Here is an 18,366-nt window from a genome sequence, read left to right on the forward strand (position 1 = left end):
GTTGTCGAATACTTTAACGGAACAGCTTGTTGAGAAGCTTCTAAACAAAGATTTCTATATTGTAATTCAAGCTAGAATGACTTCATCTCGCCTACCTAAAAAGGTTATGCTGCCACTTGGAACAAAGCCTGTATTAGAGGTAATGATTGAAAGGTTAGCTCCCTTAAAAGAGAAAATCATTATTGCCACAACTGATGATGGAACTCAACGACCCATCACTGAATTGTGTAAAAGGCTTGGTGTTAAGTTTGTCGAAGGTAACACTAACAATGTTTTAAGTCGCTATTATCTTGCGGCAAAGTCTGTAAATGCCCTCCCTGAAACAGTCATCGTTCGTTGTACCAGTGATTGTCCATTAATTGATTTAACTGAATCTGCACGCGTTATTGACCATTTTTACAGCTTGCGTTCTGAGTATGACTATATCTCGGCTGGACCTCACTGTGGGTTCCCTAATGGTTTTGATACTGAAGTGTTCACTTTTGAAGCGCTAGAAACGGCCTATCGTTTAGCTACGGAAGATTTTGAAAAAGAGCATATGACACAATATATTTGTAGAAATATGAGAGTGGCTGATTACAAAAACTCAGATGACTTAAGTCACTGGCGCTTAACATTAGACGAACCTGCTGATTATGAGTTGATTAACGCCATTTATAGCTTGTTTGATTATCGTACAGACTTCACGTTTTGTGAATTAAAACAAATGCTAAGCGCTCATCCTGATATACTTAAGCTCAATGAGCAGGTAGAACAAATTCAAGTTGGATAATATGTTTAAGAAAGAATTTAAAATAGCTGATACATGTGTTGGTCATGATCATCCATGCTATATCATCGCTGAAATGTCAGCTAATCATGGTCAATGCTTAAATAAAGCTAAAGAGTTAGTTCATGCTGCTCATGAGGCTGGAGCGGATGCGATTAAGTTACAAACTTATACCGCAGATACGTTAACTATGGATTGTAAACTGCCACACTTTGAAGCCACGGGTCCTTGGCAAGGTCAGTACTTACATGATTTATACAAGACGGCTTTCATGCCTTGGGATTTTCATGCGGAATTATTTGAGTTATCAGCAAAACTTGGACTTACTTGCTTTTCATCACCATTTGATAAGTCGGCGGTTGATTTATTAGAACAATTAAATGCACCTGCCTATAAGATTGCTTCACCTGAATTGATTGATCACCAATTAATTCGAGATGTTGCAGCTACTGGTAAACCAGTCATTATGTCGACGGGTGGGGCGACTTTAGTTGAAATCGCTGAAGCGGTAAAAGTTGCAGAAGATGCTGGTGTTACAGAGCTTGCATTAATGAAGTGTACAAGTACTTACCCAGCACCAGCAGAAACAATTAACTTACGAACAATACCTCATATGCAACAGGCCTTTGAGTGCCCTGTGGGCTTATCTGATCATACTTTGGGGAATGATGTACCGCTTGCTTCTGTCGCTATGGGGGCATGTATGATTGAAAAGCACTTTGTATTAGATAAGTCTGATAATACTGCGGATAGCTTTTTTTCTATGACTCCAACCGAGTTACAAGCGCTAGTCCATGGTGTGAGGCAAATTGAAAAAGCATTGGGCAAAGTTGATTATCCATCGATTGCTTCAAAGGCTCGCCGTTGTGTTTATATCATTAAAGATATTAAGGATGGAGAACAACTTACTTCGGAACACTTAAGGCAAATGCGCCCTGGTGGTGGAGAAATCATGCCAAAAGAGCTTCCTAACCTTATTGGTAGAACAGTAAATAAAGAGCTACGCTGTGGCTCTCAATTGTCTTGGAGTGATCTTAAATGAATGATATGAAACAAGCTTTAATTCAATTTATTCAGCAATTTTTACTTGAAAGAGGGGTGGTTGTTGAAGATGCAGACATCGCTGATTATGACTTCGTTGCAGCTGGATCTTTAGATTCATTTGAGATACTTAGCCTTATTATGAATTTAGAAACTGAGTATGGTATATCTGTTTCTCCTGAATTACTGATCGATAGTGATAATGCAAAAGTAGGGAATTTGGCTACAGCATTAATGAAATTAAATGATAGCAATTAGAGTCGATACATTATGTGGCTTGGGCCACTTTATGCGTTGTAAATGGCTCGCCATAGAACTGCAACGTTTAGGTGAAAAAGTTGTTTTTTTGATAGATACAAAATTATCTGAACAGCTAACCGAAGAGCTTGGAAATATCCATTTATTACCCGATGCAAAAACACAGGTAGAAGATGCATATAATTGTGTTCAGTTATTTAATACTCAACAACTAAAGATCAATAAACTACTCATTGATAGCTATCGCTTTGATAGTGAATGGGAGTCAGAGATGGCAAAGCATGTGCCATCAATTATTGCTATTGACGATCTTGAGAGGGATCATTTTGCTGAGCTTGTCATCGACAGTAAATGGAGCGGTGAAAAGACTTCCTCACGGTATAAAAGTAATGCATCTGAGTCACAACGATTTTTACTCGGTCCTGATTTTGCAATGTTGTCACCGGCTTATCGAAACTGTGAGCAAACTCCGCGTTTAGACAAAGAGATTATGTTTTCACTTGGTGGCGGTGGCGACTGGGAGAAACTAACTAAAGTCATCCAATTGGCTCTTGAAACAGCACCTGAGTTTAAAGTCAATGTGATTATAGGACCTAATGCATCATCAGTTGCTCAACTTCGTCAGTTAGCTTCAGTTAATACACAAATAAGTTTAATAGAATCTCCACGTTGTTTAGCCAAGTACTATAAAAGCTGTACTTTGTTTATTGGAGCTTTAGGTACATCCTTGTACGAGCTCGCAGCGACTAAAACCCCCGCATTAACTTTTTCAATTGCTAAGAATCAAGAGAATCAACAGGCAGCGTTGGATGATTTGGGGCACTATGTCCACATAGCTAATTTATTAGACTATTCACCAGAACAAATTATAAAGCTAATTTTCACGTTACTTCAGAATATAAACCGTATAAATCTAATGCGTGAGAATGTAGCTGTAAGTATTGATGGTGAAGGAGCGAGTCGGGTAGCCAAATTAATTACTTCTAAGAGCTATTCAAGCCAAGTCACAAAACCTAACAGCAACTTAGTTGATAATGAGTGTCAGTTTTTTACTGACACTATAACGCTAAGAAGAGTTGTAGATAAGGACATAAATCGCTATTTGGCAGCTAGAAACTTACCTAACAATGCTTGGCGTATGACTATTACAAAGAATATTGACCAACTTGACCATTATTGCTGGTGGTTTGCTAATCGTCGAGATTCTTTTGTGATGGAAGTAAAGGGGAAATCGTTACTATATGTTTGGCATCAATTGTATGAAATAGAACAGCAAAGCTATTTAATAGGTGGTTGGTTTGCAGCAAGTGACGATGTCAATTTTGCTCACGCTCAACTAGTATTAGATTGGCAACTAAAAGAAACAGGGCAGACATACCCAAATGCAATTTGGGTGGCTGTGATAAATAAAGATAATAAGTTTGTAAATTTACTTAATCAGCGAGCTGGATTTAGATCAATTGAGGGGGATGCAAAAAAGATGGCAGTCACTCAACACTTATTTCCAAATGCCACGATTGATGCTTTTAATTTTGTAGGAAAGGGTGAGTAGGTGAATAAAGGAATTTACGAATTATTTGCTACGAATGTTGCTAAAAACCCCACTAAGGTGGCTGTTATTTATCAACAGCAAAGAGTAACTTATGATGATTTAAATCAGCAAGTTCTTAAACTTACTAGTCACTTCTTAAAACAAGGTGTCACTCAAGGCCAGCGTATCGCGCTATTTGCGCCTAATGGTATTGAGTTTATTGTGTCTTTGTTGGCAATAGCAAAATTAGGTTTAGCTGCAGTACCTTTGCCTGTTAGTTTAAAAGGTCTGGCCCTTACGGTAGCACTCAAGAAAACCCCTGTTGCGAAGGTCATTGCTTGGCCTACTATTAGTAAATTACTTCTTACTGATAATTTAATTGAGCCTGAAAACTTAATAACATTAGGCCAAAGTGTTGCTAGTGAAGCAAATTGGTTTTCAGTTCAACAAACTGAGGCAGAATACTTCTTTACTGGCTCTATTGATACGCAAGCACCTTATATTTTAACTATGACTTCAGGCTCTACAGGCCAACCAAAGCCAATTGTTTTGAGTCAAATCTGTAAAATAAATAGAGCGTTCGATGCCACAATAAACTACTACGGTTTAACGCCCGAAGACGTTATTTTAGTTGCTACACCTATGTATCACTCGCTAGCTCAGCGAGGCGTATTAATGCCATTAATGCTAGGTGCAACAACCGTTGTATTACCAAAGTTTAATCTAAGGTTATGGTTACAAGCGATTGAACAGCATAAAGTGAGTTTTTTGTTTGCAGTTTCATCTCAATTAGTGAGCCTCATTCAAAATGGTATTGAAGGGCATGACTTGAGCTCATTGCGCTGTTTAGTATCCTCTTCAGCTGTATTGGATAAAGAGAGTAAACAAAGCTTACTCTCTTTACTCAGTTGCCGTTTACATGAATGCTACGGCGCTTCTGAGGTAGGTGTCGTTACTGATTTCGCAGTATCAAAATACCCCAGATTAAGCGGTAGCGTAGGTAGATCTTTACCATTTGTGGATGTGAAAGTTACAGGTGAACATGGGCAACAGTTAGCGGCTCAGGAAGTTGGTGAAATCTGTTGTAAAACAACAACAGGCTTTAGCGGCTATCATAAATTACCTGAAAAAACCCGAGAAGCATATTATCTCGGTGACTTTTTCAAAACGGGTGATTTAGGCTACCTCGATGAGCAAGGCTATTTATATTATGTCGGACGTAAAAAAGAGCTTATCTCGAGTGGGGGAATTAATGTTTACCCTCAAGATATCGAGGCTGTTATAAAAATGCATCCTGACATCGAAGATTGTGTCGCTTTTTCAATTCCTGATAAGCAGTTTGGTGAAATCATAAAAGTGGTTTATACCACAGACACAGATAGTTTTGATGAAACAGAATTAAAGAAACTTTGTTTGCAGCAACTAACAGATTATCAGCAGCCTAGGGTTTTCCAGAGGATAGATATCTTAGCTAGAAGTAGTTTGGGTAAAATTTTACGTCAATCAGTCAAAGAACAATTTAGTTAATAAATAGTAAGATATAGGCTTTGTAAGCAAACACGTTAAGTACTATTAACAAAAAGAAATTTAGTGGTGGTGAAAATGAAAGATGAGTTCATTGAAGTGTATTTTAAAGAAGGTGTTTCTCGATATATTTTCGGTGCAACTGAAGAAGCTGCAGCGTTGATTAAAATACATAATGAGAACAATCTTAAGTTAATTGCTGTTATTGATAATTTCTACTCAGAAGATTTTTTTTCCGGTTTACCTTGCATTAAACTAGATGATGTTCCTCGAGATTCTCTCGTTGTTAGTGCTGTAACTAACAGTAGACCAATTGATGTAAATAAACTTCTAGAGAAACATAATTTCAATTATTGTGATTATTTTTATTTTTATAGAAACTCTGGATTTAAGTGCCCTAATATAGATTTTTGGGATGGAGCACTCAGCCATTGGGAAAACAATACAGGTAAGTATATCGAGGTCAAGAGTTGGTTTGAAGATAGCGAATCAATAAAGATTTTTGATGCTATAGTAAGCTTTCGAAATAGCTATGATCTTAACTACATGTCTGGCTTTAAGTTTGATATAACAAATATGTATATTGAGCCTTTTATTCTTCCATTAGGGGAGAATAGTGTATTTTTTGATTTAGGTGCATTTGATGGTAGTGATTCAGAGCGCTTATTAAGAAATTGCCCCACTGCAAGTACTTATTTATTTGAGCCTATTCCAGCTCAAGCTGATATGCTAACTGCAAAATATCAAAATAATGAATCAGTAAATGTAATTCCAGTTGCTGTTGGGGAGATCTCTAAATTAGTGTGTTTTTCTTTATCAGGGACATCTTCTAAAGTCGTTAGTGATAAGGTTAGTGATGAAGTTGTTTCGGTTCAACAAGTTAGCATAGATGTTTTTTGCAGTGAAAATAATGTCTTACCAACATATGTAAAAATGGATGTGGAAGGCGTTGAGCTAGATGTGCTTCACGGTATGGCGGAAACAATTGCTAAGTGCAGGCCTAAACTAGCGATAAGTGTATATCACCGTGCGGAACATATTATTGCTGTGCCGCAATATTTGAAGAAATTATGCCCTGAATATAAATTTTATTTGAGACATTATACTCAAGGCTATAGTGAAACAGTTTTATTTGCTGTTTAAGCGATTAGTTTGCTGGAATGGCATATAAAATTATTTCCAACCCAAAGTCTCCATGACAATGAAGTTTATACTCATAATTAGGGTTATAACTTTCAATTTGCTGAGCTATTTGCCACAGGTGTGCGGGCTCATGATAGACTGAAATCGCAAGTAGGGGAGATTGATGTTTTATGATCTCTTTTGCGCCTTTTAATGCTTGGGGCTCCGCGCCCTCGATATCCATCTTTATGAAATTCACCTGTGAGGCGATACTGGTATCATCCAATGCTATAACAGGTAAAAGTTCATTGTTATCTGATACTTGCCCTAAGTCAGTAAACTTGCCTTGCGAAAGGTCTGCAGAGAAGCTAAGTATGGTATTTTCTTCCCATACTCCGCAAGGGAAAAGGTATGTTTTAATACCTTGAGATACCAACTCTTTTGCTGTTTTGTTTAATAAATGAAAGTTTTTAGGATCAGGTTCAAAGCATTGCATTGTGTTTAACTGGATGTTTGCATCTTTCAATACCTGGGCTGCGCAGGCAAGCGTATCTCCAATATATGAACCGCAATCAATAAAATTAATGCCATTTTTCCAAAGCGGGAGGCTTAGTAACCAAGGTGGGAAGTATTGAACTTGCCAGTCATTTTCAACATAACTATCACTTGAAGGTGAGCTTCGAAAAGCAATAATATCATCTAGACATTTTTTGCTTTCATCATCGCTTAGTTTTTCTTTTAACCAAGCTAGCTGCTCCTTGTCATTCTCAGTACTAGCAATTAATTTTTTTCTATAGTTTTTGGAAATAAAGTGCTCTAGTACATTTGGGTAGCTATTAATTATTTCATTCATATTTAGGCATTCTTGAACACCTATTTCGATTAAACTCTGCTTTATAGCTTCACTAGTACAAGATACTGATACAAGCATGATGACATTTTTATTGGCAATATTGTCAGGCTTGTATATTGGGCAGCCTTGATACTCAGTTTGTTCAGTGTATAAATCGACAAAAAATTCAATTTTGATCCCATGTTCTGATAGAGCATGGTAAATCTTTTGCCCATTACCGCCAGCACCATAGATTGCTATAGGGAGGTTATTTTTCATAATCTCATTACCTTTTTTGAAGCTTTATCCATTGCGCTGACTCGACAGACTCTTGCGCTGCTTTAAATAAGTTTAAGCCGTTTTTTGCTTGCTCTAGACCAAATACATAGTCATTTTGTTTTTCTGTATCAGCTAAGTAACAGCAAAGCTCTTCATATATATCTGTATATAAATTAGAAAAGGCTTCAACGAACCCAGTCGGATGTCCAGGTTTCATGCGGTTATATCTAAACTGATTAGCATATTCACACTGTCCAGCTCTATCTAGAATTTCTCTGCGACCGTCGTTGTAATTTAACTCTAATTCATCAGGGTTTAACTGGAACCAACGAGCGCTACCTTTATCGCCATATATGCGGATTTGCAGTCCATTTCTGTGTCCGATAGCCGTTTTTGACATCCACATACTACCCTTTATATTATTTGGGTAATTAAGCAACATATTTACATCATCAATTAAATTTGGATATTGAGAATGATTGGTGAATTGAGCGATTGTTTCTGTTGGCTCTAACTCGAGCAGATAAGTTGAAAGGTGATGTAAATGCACACCTAAATCCAAGCAAATAGTGGGTACTTCAAAATCCTTTAATCGCCATGCTTGTGGCATAGATGGTTTGCCTGCAATATCAGGTGGTCTTCTGAACCCTTCTTGAGGCATTTCAAGGTGAATTTTTTGGATTGTGCCTAAAGCTCCTTGTTTTATTAGGTGTTTGAGCTCCCTTACCATAGCATAGCCACTATAGTTGTATGTAACGGCTAGAAAGTGCTTTGTCTTATCGTAGCTGGCTTCTATTTCAGCTACTTCAGTTGGACCAGTAACAAGCGCTTTTTCGCAAATAATGGGTAAATTTTCTTTCAGAAGTTTAGTAATTACTTCAATATGATGAGGAGTTGGGGTCAGTACAACAAATGCATCAACATGTCCTTTCTCTTGTTCGACAAGTTCTTCCCAATTATTGTATAAATGCTTTGCGGTGATCCCCCATCTTTGCGCTGTTGCAGAATTCTCTTGAGGATCCCTAGAAAAAGCGCCTGCAACGACTGCAAATTTATTATCGAGTTGGCTTGCGGCAAAGTGAACGTAGCCTACAGCTGAGTTATTGCCTCCGCCAATAAAGGCAAGTTTTAATTGTTTATTGTTGTCATTCATATATATCTGCCTTTTTTGATCATAGCCATTTATCGGCAATCAATCGTATTTCTAAACTAATTTATAGTTTCCAATTCGCTGGATTGGTGAGTCCTGGATCGTTTACTGTCATTTCTTTGAGCATTTCGTGAGGGACTTCTATGCTGCTTTGATAGGCCTCTAAAATTTGCTCTAACTCTGACTCTGTATTCACACCGACAACAACTTTATCAATTCCATCTTCTTTTAGAGCATATGCAAGGCTTAGTGTTAGTGCAGAAACTCCAAGATGCTGTGCTAATAGGTGAAACGAAATTAAATGCTGCTTCCAAGGTTCAAAGTAACTGGCTAACTCATTGATGGGCATTAATAACAAGCCTTGTAAAAAACAAGATCTAGCGTGCACTTGTGTCTTCTTTTTACTTAGTAATGAAAGAGTGCCAGTGTTTTTAAAGTAGGTATCAAATGCATTATATGGTATTTGCACAAGGTTAATTTCACTCAAATGTGTGAAGCTTTCTATCTCTGCTCCTGAATATAAAGAAACACCTTTATTACTTAATTTATTTTCTAATTGTAGTTCTTGTAAATACTCTAGAACAGGCATTACACCTTGCTTTTCAATATCATTAGCTTGGTGAAATAAGATTGAATGTAGTTTGTCGGTATTAAAATCTAAAAAACATTGGTCAATCAATGCAATGTAATTCTCTACATCCTGTTTAGAGAATTGTTCACTTTGTAAAGGGGGTAACTTAGTGACTAAGTTAAACTTCTCATTAATTGAGCTGTATGATGCCAAAACCTGATGACTCTCACCGTAACCAAGGGCTGTATCCAAGGTAGTAATGCCAGCGTCTTTTGCAATATCTAAAATTGCATGTGCGTGTTCAATACTCGGCTGGCCTAACTTGTTGCTAACACCATAGCTTAATCCAAATTGTACGGTACCTAGAGCAAGCTTCATACTAAACCAATCAATGTATTTATAACAAATTGCTGTTCGTCCGCTGTCATAGTTGGATGCAGAGGAATTGTTACAGCCTGTTTGTAGTAAGTTTCAGCGTTCGGAAAATCACCTTCAGAAAAGCCCAATTCTTGATAGTAGGGTTGTAAGTGAATGGGTATGTAATGCAGGTGAGCGATTATTTCCTGTTCACGCATACTTGTAATGACTGATTTGTGCTCTGCTATACCACTATGCGTTAAACGCACAATATATAAATGATAACTTGAGTAGCAATAATTGGACTGCGTTAGGTGCACTATATTCGAGTTTGCAAATGCACGATTATATTTTTTCGCCATGTCGTTACGTGTTCTTACAAAGCTATCTAATTGCTTTAACTGACTCAGCCCCAGTGCAGCTTGCAATTCAGTCATTCTATAATTAAAACCAAGCTCTAATTGTTGATAATACCAAGGCCCATGACTTGACTCAGTCATTTCGTTAGGGTTATTAGTTATGCCATGACTACGCAAGCGTTTCATTTTTTTATCGAGCTTTTTGCTGTTTGTAACAGCCATGCCACCTTCAGCTGACGTAATGATTTTTACAGGATGAAAGCTGAATACGCAAATATCAGAAAATTCACAATTTCCAACTGGTTTATCTAAATATTTAGCACCAATGGCGTGAGAGGCATCTTCGATAATTTTAAAATCATACTTAGTAGCGAGCTGATAAATGGCTTGCATATCGCATGATTGGCCTGCCAAATGAACTGGGATAACTACCTTGGGGAGGGAGTCTATTTTTTTTGCACTAATTAATTTTTGTTCTAATGCGCTAGGTGACATATTCCCTGTATCTAGATCTATATCAACAAAGTCGACTTTGGCACCACAATATAAGGCGCAGTTTGCCGAGGCTACAAAAGAGATTGGAGAAGTCCAAACAATATCACTTTCCCCAACGCCTAACGCTAAGCAAGCGATATGTAGAGCAGATGTGGCGCTATTAGTCGCACAAGCAAAATTTACACCACAGTAATCAGCAATCGCTTGCTCAAAAGCGGGTACTTTAGGGCCTTGTGTAAGCCAGTCAGACTTTAATACATCAATAACGGCATCTATATCGTCTTGTGAAATACTTTGCTTGCCGTAAGGAATTACTTTATTTGTCATAGTAGTGCTTGCACATTAAAGTCTTTTATTTCTTCAAGAGTCATATAGTGTGGGTTGCTTAAAGAGTTATATTCAAAACCTTGTTTTACTTTTTTCCCTTTTTCACCCAACGCATTAACAGTGAAATCATTACTGCGGCTACTAAACTTAATTCCAGGGGCGATTAAAAAGTGATCTTGATATTCATAAGTTTCAAAGCATAAGTCTGCAGGGCACATTACCTCATGTAATTTTTCGCCTGGGCGAATACCGATATTTTTTTGTGGCAGGTTTGGTGCCATTGCTGTTGCTAAATCAGTAATACGAATTGAGGGTATTTTGGGAACAAAAATTTCTCCCCCTAACATCCTCTCAAAGTTAGTTAAAACGAAATCAACACCTTGTTGTAGGCTTATCCAAAAGCGGGTCATTTCTTCATGGGTGATAGGGATATGGTCGCGGCCTTGATCAATGAATCTTTGAAAAATGGGTACTACTGAACCGCGCGAGCAAACTACATTGCCGTAACGTACAACTGAGAAAGTGGTGCGATTACCACCGGCAATATTATTAGCGGCAACGAACAATTTATCGGATGCTAATTTAGTAGCGCCATATAAATTAATTGGGTTGGCTGCTTTATCAGTAGAAAGCGCAATGACTTTTTCAACATTATTATCTAAGGCAGCATCAATAACATTTTCAGCACCATTGATATTAGTTTTGATGCATTCCATCGGGTTATATTCAGCTGCGGGAACTTGCTTAAGAGCTGCTGCATGAATAACGTAATTTACTCCACGCATTGCTCTACGTAATCTGTCCTTATCACGTACATCACCGATGAAGTAACGCATACAGGGTTGATCAAACTCTTGCTGCATCTCAAACTGTTTTAGCTCATCACGTGAAAAAATAATAATCTTTTTAGGATTGTATCGTTCAAGCAAGGTTTTTACGTATTTCTTACCGAATGATCCGGTACCACCGGTAATTAAAATTGTTTTGTTATCGAACATAGTGTTACCCAAGTTGTTTATCATTGGCGCTTAAATACGCATTGTGAGAATTTTGACACATTTCTCAGTAATTTAACTATTAACAAGGTGACTAGCAAGCTCGGTGCCAAGTTAATTTAGTTTAACCATGGTACAAAGTGCAAAATTTGGCAAACTAAGCTACAATTTAACCAATCAGCGTGTCGGAGCCTGTTATGAAAATTCAATCACCAGCAACTAATTTTTTGAACCAAACACAGCAAACTAGTAACAAGCTTGCAGAGCAACTTGCTACGGGTAAAAAAGTAAACTCTGCAGCGGATGATGCCGCAGCATTACAAATAATCGATAGATTAACTTCGCAGCAAAACGGTTATAGTCAAGCGGTGAATAATGCCTATGATGGTATTTCTTACTCGCAAGCGACCGAATCAAACTTATCGGGTGTCAACGATGCTGTTTCGCGTATTCGAGAATTGTCCATTCAAGCCGGGAATGGGGCATTAAATGATACTGACCGTGCTGCTTTGCAAGAAGAAGTGGTGCAGTTACAAGGCCAAATTACCGAGACGTTCGAAAATGCCAATTTTGCAGGTAAGCCTATGTTTGATGGTCAGTCGGTGTCGTTTCAAGTTGGCCCTGATGCGAATGCAAATCAAACGATTACTCCTTCGGACGGTAGTTTTGCATCAGTAATATCAACAATTGATATTTCTACTCAAGCAGGTGCTCAAACAGCAATTGATATTAGTAGCCAGGCTAGCGAGGAAATTAATGCACAACGAGCTGAATTAGGAGCTTTTCAAAATACTTTGGCAAGTACCATTAAAGGCTTGGGGACTCAGCAAGTAAATATCGCAGCGAGTCAAAGTCGTATTCAAGATACAGACTATGCGCAGGCGGTTTCACAGCAGGTATCAAATGACATTTTAGCACAAGCGTCAATTGCACTGCGTGGACAAGCCAACCAATCTGCTGAATCTATTTTAGGCTTGCTTTAACATTAATGATACAGCAGTAATTCTTAAGTATTACTTGCAATTAGCTAAGCGTCTATTTTTTGGCATGGTTGTCAAAAAACTGCCGCTTAGTGCTTGCATCCCTCCCAAACTCGCTTACAATTTAAATTATTAATAGCTTGTAGTAACTGTGGTTCGCTAAATAATGATCTTGATCTTAGACAATAATAATAATCGTGCGATTGGTTTACATGCTGCGCTTACCTTTATTGGTGAGGCCGCGCAACTGCTTGATGATGCAAGCCTTGAACAAGAATGTGAAAAATATCAAAAGCAGTCATGTATGGTGATCCTCGGTGCATTGCAAAGTTTAGATCATGAAAGCGTGATCAAGCGCCATCCAACAATACCATTTCTATTAATTGGTGAAACCCTTAAACCACTGTTGAGCATTGCCAATGTAGTTGGCCTTATCTGTGAACCTTTTAACCATGATGTAACGACTCAATTATTGCATGATTGCCAGCAATATCAACGTATGCTGCCTAACGAGCATAAACACGCAAAACCGCATAAAACCTTTGATGGCTTAGTGGGTGAAACTGAAGCGGTTAAAGATGTACGTTTTTTAATTGAACAAGTGGCGAAAACGGACGCCAATGTATTAATTTTAGGCGAATCAGGTACTGGTAAGGAGGTGGTGGCCCGTAATGTCCATTTACTTTCAAAACGTAATACTGGGCCATTTGTGCCCGTTAACTGTGGGGCAATCCCTGCGGAGCTATTAGAAAGTGAGTTGTTTGGCCATGAAAAAGGCGCGTTTACCGGTGCTATTTCAGCGCGCAAAGGCCGCTTTGAACTTGCCCAAGGGGGCACGCTGTTTTTAGATGAAATTGGCGATATGCCGCTGCAAATGCAAGTAAAGTTATTACGCGTGTTACAAGAGCGCAGCTATGAGCGAGTGGGCGGTACTAAGGCTATTCAAGCTGATGTTAGGGTAATTGCGGCCACGCACCGTGATCTTGAACAGATGATAGAGCAGGGCAGTTTCCGCGAAGATTTATATTATCGGCTCAACGTTTTCCCGATTGAAAACCCATCGCTTGCAGAGCGCGCCGATGATATCCCACTATTATTAAAAGAGTTAATGCGCCGTATTAGTGAGCAAAGTGGTACTACTGCTAAATTCACCGAGCGCGCAATTGATAGTCTTAAAGAGCATACGTGGCCGGGTAATATTCGCGAGTTAGCTAACTTAGTTGAGCGTATGGTGATCATGCTGCCAGATAAAGTGGTTGATATTCCCGATCTGCCTGCTAAATACCGTTATATTGAAGTTGATGCTTACGAACCAGAATACCCAGAAGAGCTGCTGGAACGTGATGCGTTTAACGATATTTTCAGTACCGGCTTTAGTGATTATGACGATGAGCCAGAAGTTGAAGCAATTCAGCCATCGGCAGATCTTTTACCCGACGAAGGTATCGAGCTAAAAGATTATTTGGCTGAACTTGAGATCAGTCTGATCAGCCAAGCGCTTGAGCGTTATGATTACGTAGTCGCGCGTGCCGCGGAAATTTTAGGTGTACGTCGCACTACTTTAGTTGAAAAAATGAAAAAATATAACTTATCACGAGATTAATAGCTAAGAACAGGTTTTAGGCAAAAATTAACCAAGCACGATGGTGATTACACCTTTAGAATGGGCTTCGTCATTACCCATAGGCGTTAAGCTTGCTGACGCGCTCACCATCTTTAATTCGGGGTGTGCTGTAGTGAATAAATCACTAAAAACTTTTTGCACAAAGAGAAAACAATGAGGGTAAATGAGAAGAAAAAAATGCCACGGACTTCGAGCAATGAGCTTCGAATACCCTAAAATCTAATACCTTTATTTTTACCTCATAAGCGCACTCTTAACCTCTTTGTGAATACATTTTAATTGCGCGGGATAAACCCGCGCCTACAAGATTAATTGCGCAAAGAGAAGATTTTCTAGCACCTAGCACCTAGTATTTCTCAATAATTTCTGCTTTTCTAAAACAGTCATTGCTGTGATCATTGACCATACCACAGGCCTGCATATGGGCGTACACTGTGGTTGGGCCTAAAAATTTAAAGCCACGTTTTTTCAAGTCTTTGGCAAAAGCTGTGGATGCTTCAGTAATTGCGGGGTAATCGCTGAGTTGCTCGAAATTATTCACTAATGGCTTATTGCCAACAAACTGCCATTGATAGTTACTAAAGCTGCCAAACTCTTGTTGGATCTCAATAAAACGCTTTGCGTTATTAATGGTGGCAGCTATTTTTAAGCGGTTGCGAATGATGCCTTCATCAAGCATTAAGCGTTCAACATCGTGTTCGTTCATTTGTGCGACTTTTACTACATCAAAATTCAAAAATGCACGACGATAGCCATCACGTTTCTTTAAAATCGTATACCAACTTAACCCCGCTTGCGCTGATTCAAGGGTAATAAACTCAAAAAGTGTTTGATCATCATAAACCGGTATTCCCCACTCATCGTCATGATAGGCAACGTAGTCATCTTTGCTGGTATCGAGCCAAGGGCAGCGACATAAATTTGTTGAATTCATAGTGTCTCCTTGCTTTGCTTATTTTAGTTTGTCATTTTTTTGTCGCGTTATTTATACGCTAAGCAAATGAAATTATTGGTAATAATTGTTGGTACAATTTGTGCATTTAGCTAGTTAGATCCCGTAAACGAGAATGCATTATGGCCTTAGCACATGTCTTAAAACCACAATTTATCACAGCTCCTCAGTATAACCCATGTCTGCTGCAAGAAGAGTATATTGGTGAATTAAGTGAATTGCGTCAACAAGCGAGTTGGTTAAGTCATTTAGTGGATACCATGCCAGCAGGGGTTGTTGTGCTTGATGGTCGAGGGATGATCGCAAAAGCTAATCAAATCGCTATTGATATGTTGGGTGAACCACTTGAAGGTGAGAAGTGGTTTAGTGTGATCCAACGCTCGTTTCGCCCCCAACAAGATGATGGCCATGAAGTATCACTTAAGGATGGCCGCTTAATTAAGTTAGAAATAAATGCATTAACTCCTGAGCCTGGGCAATTAATCTTAATGACAGACTTGACAGAAACCCGCCGTTTGCAAACGCGAGTCGCGCATATGCAGCGTTTAAGCGCGCTTGGGAAAATGGTGGCTTCGCTTGCACATCAAGTACGTACCCCGCTGTCTGCCGCTATGCTATACGCAGCAAATTTGGGATCTAAGCGGTTACCTGAGAGTTCGCGAGGCGATTTTCATACCAAACTGATGTCGCGATTAAGAGATCTCGAAACTCAAGTAAACGATATGCTGTTGTTTGCTAAAAGTGGCGATCAGCAAGTGGTTGAACGCGTGTCGATGCAGCAGCTGTTGAGTGAAGTGAAAGCTGGTGCGGATGCCATGGTGGCACTGAATAATAGTGAACTTGAAGTGAGTTTACCGGAACCAGACATCGAGATCATGGGCAATAAAACTGCGCTTGCCAGTGCCATTCAAAATCTTATTCATAATAGTATTCAAGTCATTGGCAGTAATGCATTCGTGCAATTAAGTGCGCAGCGGAATGTGAGTGACGCTGATCTAGTTTGTATTACTGTCAGCGATAATGGCCCTGGTGTTGACTTAAGCCAAGCAGACAAATTATTCGAACCGTTTTTTACTACACGAAGCCAAGGCACAGGTTTGGGGTTAGCTGTGGTCAGCTCTGTGGCTAATGCGCATCAAGGACGTGTTGAAGTAACGAACAATGCCCAAGGGGGAGCAAGTTTCAGTTTATTGTTGCCTATTTGTGCAGAGTCTAAATCAGTGGAGGCACTATGAACAACACGATTTTAGTTGTCGAAGATGATGCAGGGCTTCGTGAAGCCCTTATTGATACGTTAGAAATGTCAGGTATTGATTGTGTTGCAGCAGATAGCGCTGAGCAAGCAATGGTGCTGTTAAAAAAAGAGTCGTTTTCATTGGTCGTCAGTGATGTCCAAATGGGCGCGATGAGTGGCCTTGATTTACTACGCAGCATTAATCTTAACTACCCTGATCTGCCCGTTTTAATGATGACAGCGTATGCGACTATTGATGATGCGGTGGAGGCTATGCGGTTAGGCGCAATTGACTATATGGCGAAACCGTTTGCGCCCGAAGTGTTACTTAATATGGTCAGCCGCTATCTACCAGAGCCTGAGAAAGAAACCGATGGCCCGATTGTCGCCGATCCAAGCAGTATTCAGTTATTAGAGCTTGCTAGTCGCGTTGCTAAATCCGACGCCAGTGTGATGGTGCTTGGCCCCAGCGGTTCTGGTAAGGAAGTACTCGCGCGCTTTATTCATGATAAATCGGAGCGCGCTGAGCAGCCATTTGTCGCTATTAATTGTGCGGCTATTCCTGAAAATATGCTTGAAGCCACCTTATTTGGCTACGAAAAAGGCGCGTTTACCGGTGCTATTCAAGCTTGCCCGGGTAAATTTGAGCAAGCGCAAGGTGGCACAATTTTACTTGATGAAATCACTGAGATGGAGTTAGGGCTGCAAGCTAAACTATTGCGTGTCTTACAAGAGCGCGAAGTTGAGCGCTTAGGCGGGCGTAAAACCATTAAACTCGATGTGCGAATTTTAGCAACCAGTAACCGTGACTTAAAAGACGCGGTTGCTAATCATCAATTTAGAGAAGACTTGTACTATCGTTTAAATGTATTTCCATTGATGTGGCGACCTCTTTGCCAGCGCCCTGGTGATATTGTTGTACTGGCAAAACATTTAATTGAACGTCATCTAAATAAAAGTAAAGAGCCAATCGCTCAATTGAGTACTGCAGCCGAGCAAAAGCTGTTAGCGCATGCTTGGCCTGGAAATGTACGTGAACTTGATAATGTGATCCAACGTGCCTTGATATTACGCCATGGTGATGTGATTGATGAGCACGCCATTTTTATTGAAAATTTAACTCAGGCGCCATTAACCACCGCTTTAGCAGAAAATTTAGCCGCGATGAATTCAACTACAAGCAGTTCGCCGACTAACGATGCTTACTATGACGTGCAAGCGCCAGCGATTAAAGCGACCACAGAGCACAACCCGTTACTGGGTGAACTGCCAAGTTTAGACTCTGGCACCTATAAAGATGAGCTCAAAGACAAAGAGCACCGTATTATTTTAGAAACCCTTAACCGCTGCCAAGGTAAGCGTAAGGATGTTGCTGAAACACTTGGTATTAGTCCGCGCACTTTACGCTATAAGTTGGCACAAATGCGCGACTTGGGAATTGCGTTACCTGCTTAAACCTCAATAACTCTGTTTTCCTTTGTTATTTAATTTACGCTCAGCCTTGCTGGGCGTAAACTTGTCAAAACTCTGACAACCAAAATTCAATTCAACTTATTGATATTTAATGATTTATTAATTGGCACGGTTTGTGCTTTATTAAGTTATTAGTAAACTGCATCGTCAGAGACAATTATGAAAATTCAAAACAGCGCATTATTTCAAGAAATGCAATCTATGGCTCTCGAAGCTGGTCGTAGTAATCAAGTCAATCATTTACCAACGCAGGCGCAGCCAACTTCAAGCGCCCAATTTGGTGATTTGTTAAGTGATGCACTCAATACCGTTAATGGCCTTCAAGCTGATGCGAAACAAAAAGTAACAGCGGTAGAAATGGGCGACCGCAATGTGTCATTAGCGGATGCGATGATCGCATCACAAAAATCGTCTGTGGCCTTTGAAGCAACTGTGCAAGTTCGTAACAAACTTGTAGAAGCCTATAAAGAAATCATGAACATGCCTGTTTAAC

General features: G+C 39.4%; 17 protein-coding genes. 11 read left to right on the top strand and 6 right to left on the bottom strand.

Annotated elements, in window-relative coordinates:
• Window position 1 precedes the first annotated feature (1 nt).
• From ACMVDV_RS00595 to ACMVDV_RS00620, 6 genes are all read left to right on the top strand, one after another.
• Window positions 2-772: a cytidylyltransferase domain-containing protein gene (locus ACMVDV_RS00595; RefSeq protein WP_416156835.1), complete on the top strand. Its 771-nt coding sequence runs from the start codon at window positions 2-4 to the stop codon at window positions 770-772.
• 1 nt (window position 773) lies between these two features.
• The gene (gene pseI, locus ACMVDV_RS00600) at window positions 774-1,811 is read left to right on the top strand and encodes a pseudaminic acid synthase (RefSeq protein WP_416156836.1); all 1,038 of its coding nucleotides are present in this window, start codon (window positions 774-776) and stop codon (window positions 1,809-1,811) included.
• Complete coding sequence (locus ACMVDV_RS00605) at window positions 1,808-2,068, top strand: acyl carrier protein (RefSeq protein ID WP_416156837.1); 261 nt, start codon at window positions 1,808-1,810, stop codon at window positions 2,066-2,068. The genes pseI and ACMVDV_RS00605 overlap by 4 nt, the downstream gene beginning before the upstream one ends.
• Window positions 2,055-3,620, top strand: coding sequence for a UDP-2,4-diacetamido-2,4,6-trideoxy-beta-L-altropyranose hydrolase (pseG, locus tag ACMVDV_RS00610; protein WP_416156838.1), 1,566 nt, complete (start codon window positions 2,055-2,057; stop codon window positions 3,618-3,620). The genes ACMVDV_RS00605 and pseG overlap by 14 nt, the downstream gene beginning before the upstream one ends.
• The gene (locus ACMVDV_RS00615; protein ID WP_416156839.1) at window positions 3,621-5,126 is read left to right on the top strand and encodes a class I adenylate-forming enzyme family protein; all 1,506 of its coding nucleotides are present in this window, start codon (window positions 3,621-3,623) and stop codon (window positions 5,124-5,126) included.
• Between the two features lie 75 nt (window positions 5,127-5,201).
• Complete coding sequence (locus ACMVDV_RS00620) at window positions 5,202-6,266, top strand: FkbM family methyltransferase (RefSeq protein WP_416156840.1); 1,065 nt, start codon at window positions 5,202-5,204, stop codon at window positions 6,264-6,266.
• A 4-nt stretch (window positions 6,267-6,270) separates the two neighbouring features.
• Here the strand turns inward: ACMVDV_RS00620 and ACMVDV_RS00625 are convergent, their stop codons facing one another.
• The 5 genes from ACMVDV_RS00625 to pseB form a co-directional block, all read right to left on the bottom strand.
• Window positions 6,271-7,356 carry an FkbM family methyltransferase gene (locus ACMVDV_RS00625; RefSeq protein ID WP_416156841.1) on the bottom strand — a complete coding sequence of 362 codons (1,086 nt, stop codon included), beginning with the start codon at window positions 7,354-7,356 and terminating at the stop codon, window positions 6,271-6,273.
• A gap of 7 nt (window positions 7,357-7,363) precedes the next feature.
• Entirely contained in the window at window positions 7,364-8,509 is a 1,146-nt protein-coding gene (locus ACMVDV_RS00630) for a Gfo/Idh/MocA family protein (protein WP_416156842.1), read from the bottom strand.
• A gap of 61 nt (window positions 8,510-8,570) precedes the next feature.
• Window positions 8,571-9,455: an aldo/keto reductase gene (locus tag ACMVDV_RS00635; protein ID WP_416156843.1), complete on the bottom strand. Its 885-nt coding sequence runs from the start codon at window positions 9,453-9,455 to the stop codon at window positions 8,571-8,573.
• On the bottom strand, window positions 9,452-10,615 hold the full coding sequence (gene pseC / locus ACMVDV_RS00640) for a UDP-4-amino-4,6-dideoxy-N-acetyl-beta-L-altrosamine transaminase (RefSeq protein ID WP_416156844.1): 1,164 nt from the start codon (window positions 10,613-10,615) through the stop codon (window positions 9,452-9,454). Before pseC ends, ACMVDV_RS00635 begins: the two co-directional genes overlap by 4 nt.
• Window positions 10,612-11,613 (bottom strand): UDP-N-acetylglucosamine 4,6-dehydratase (inverting), encoded by a 1,002-nt coding sequence (gene pseB, locus ACMVDV_RS00645; RefSeq protein ID WP_416156845.1) that lies wholly within the window; start codon window positions 11,611-11,613, stop codon window positions 10,612-10,614. Before pseB ends, pseC begins: the two co-directional genes overlap by 4 nt.
• A 194-nt stretch (window positions 11,614-11,807) precedes the next feature.
• Here pseB and ACMVDV_RS00650 point away from each other — a divergent pair, with 194 nt between their 5' ends.
• Window positions 11,808-12,593 (top strand): flagellin, encoded by a 786-nt coding sequence (locus tag ACMVDV_RS00650; RefSeq protein WP_416156846.1) that lies wholly within the window; start codon window positions 11,808-11,810, stop codon window positions 12,591-12,593.
• A 163-nt stretch (window positions 12,594-12,756) separates the two neighbouring features.
• Window positions 12,757-14,193: a sigma-54 dependent transcriptional regulator gene (locus tag ACMVDV_RS00655; RefSeq protein ID WP_416156847.1), complete on the top strand. Its 1,437-nt coding sequence runs from the start codon at window positions 12,757-12,759 to the stop codon at window positions 14,191-14,193.
• A gap of 367 nt (window positions 14,194-14,560) precedes the next feature.
• Here ACMVDV_RS00655 and ACMVDV_RS00660 read toward each other — a convergent pair whose 3' ends face one another.
• Window positions 14,561-15,148, bottom strand: a complete 588-nt coding sequence (locus tag ACMVDV_RS00660) for a DNA-3-methyladenine glycosylase I (RefSeq protein ID WP_416156848.1) — start codon at window positions 15,146-15,148, stop codon at window positions 14,561-14,563.
• Window positions 15,149-15,288: 140 nt separating this feature from the next.
• Between ACMVDV_RS00660 and ACMVDV_RS00665 the strand changes: the two genes are divergently transcribed.
• The 3 genes from ACMVDV_RS00665 to fliE all read left to right on the top strand — a co-directional run bounded on the left by ACMVDV_RS00665 (window position 15,289) and on the right by fliE (window position 18,365).
• Window positions 15,289-16,401 (top strand): sensor histidine kinase, encoded by a 1,113-nt coding sequence (locus ACMVDV_RS00665; RefSeq protein ID WP_416156849.1) that lies wholly within the window; start codon window positions 15,289-15,291, stop codon window positions 16,399-16,401.
• Window positions 16,398-17,855 (top strand): sigma-54-dependent transcriptional regulator, encoded by a 1,458-nt coding sequence (locus tag ACMVDV_RS00670; RefSeq protein ID WP_304179381.1) that lies wholly within the window; start codon window positions 16,398-16,400, stop codon window positions 17,853-17,855. Before ACMVDV_RS00665 ends, ACMVDV_RS00670 begins: the two co-directional genes overlap by 4 nt.
• Window positions 17,856-18,032: 177 nt before the next feature.
• Entirely contained in the window at window positions 18,033-18,365 is a 333-nt protein-coding gene (gene fliE, locus ACMVDV_RS00675) for a flagellar hook-basal body complex protein FliE (RefSeq protein ID WP_416156850.1), read from the top strand.
• Window position 18,366: the final 1 nt, after the last annotated feature.

The sequence above is a fragment of the Pseudoalteromonas sp. ASV78 genome (genome assembly GCF_047806705.1).
Taxonomy (GTDB): domain Bacteria; phylum Pseudomonadota; class Gammaproteobacteria; order Enterobacterales; family Alteromonadaceae; genus Pseudoalteromonas; species Pseudoalteromonas prydzensis_A.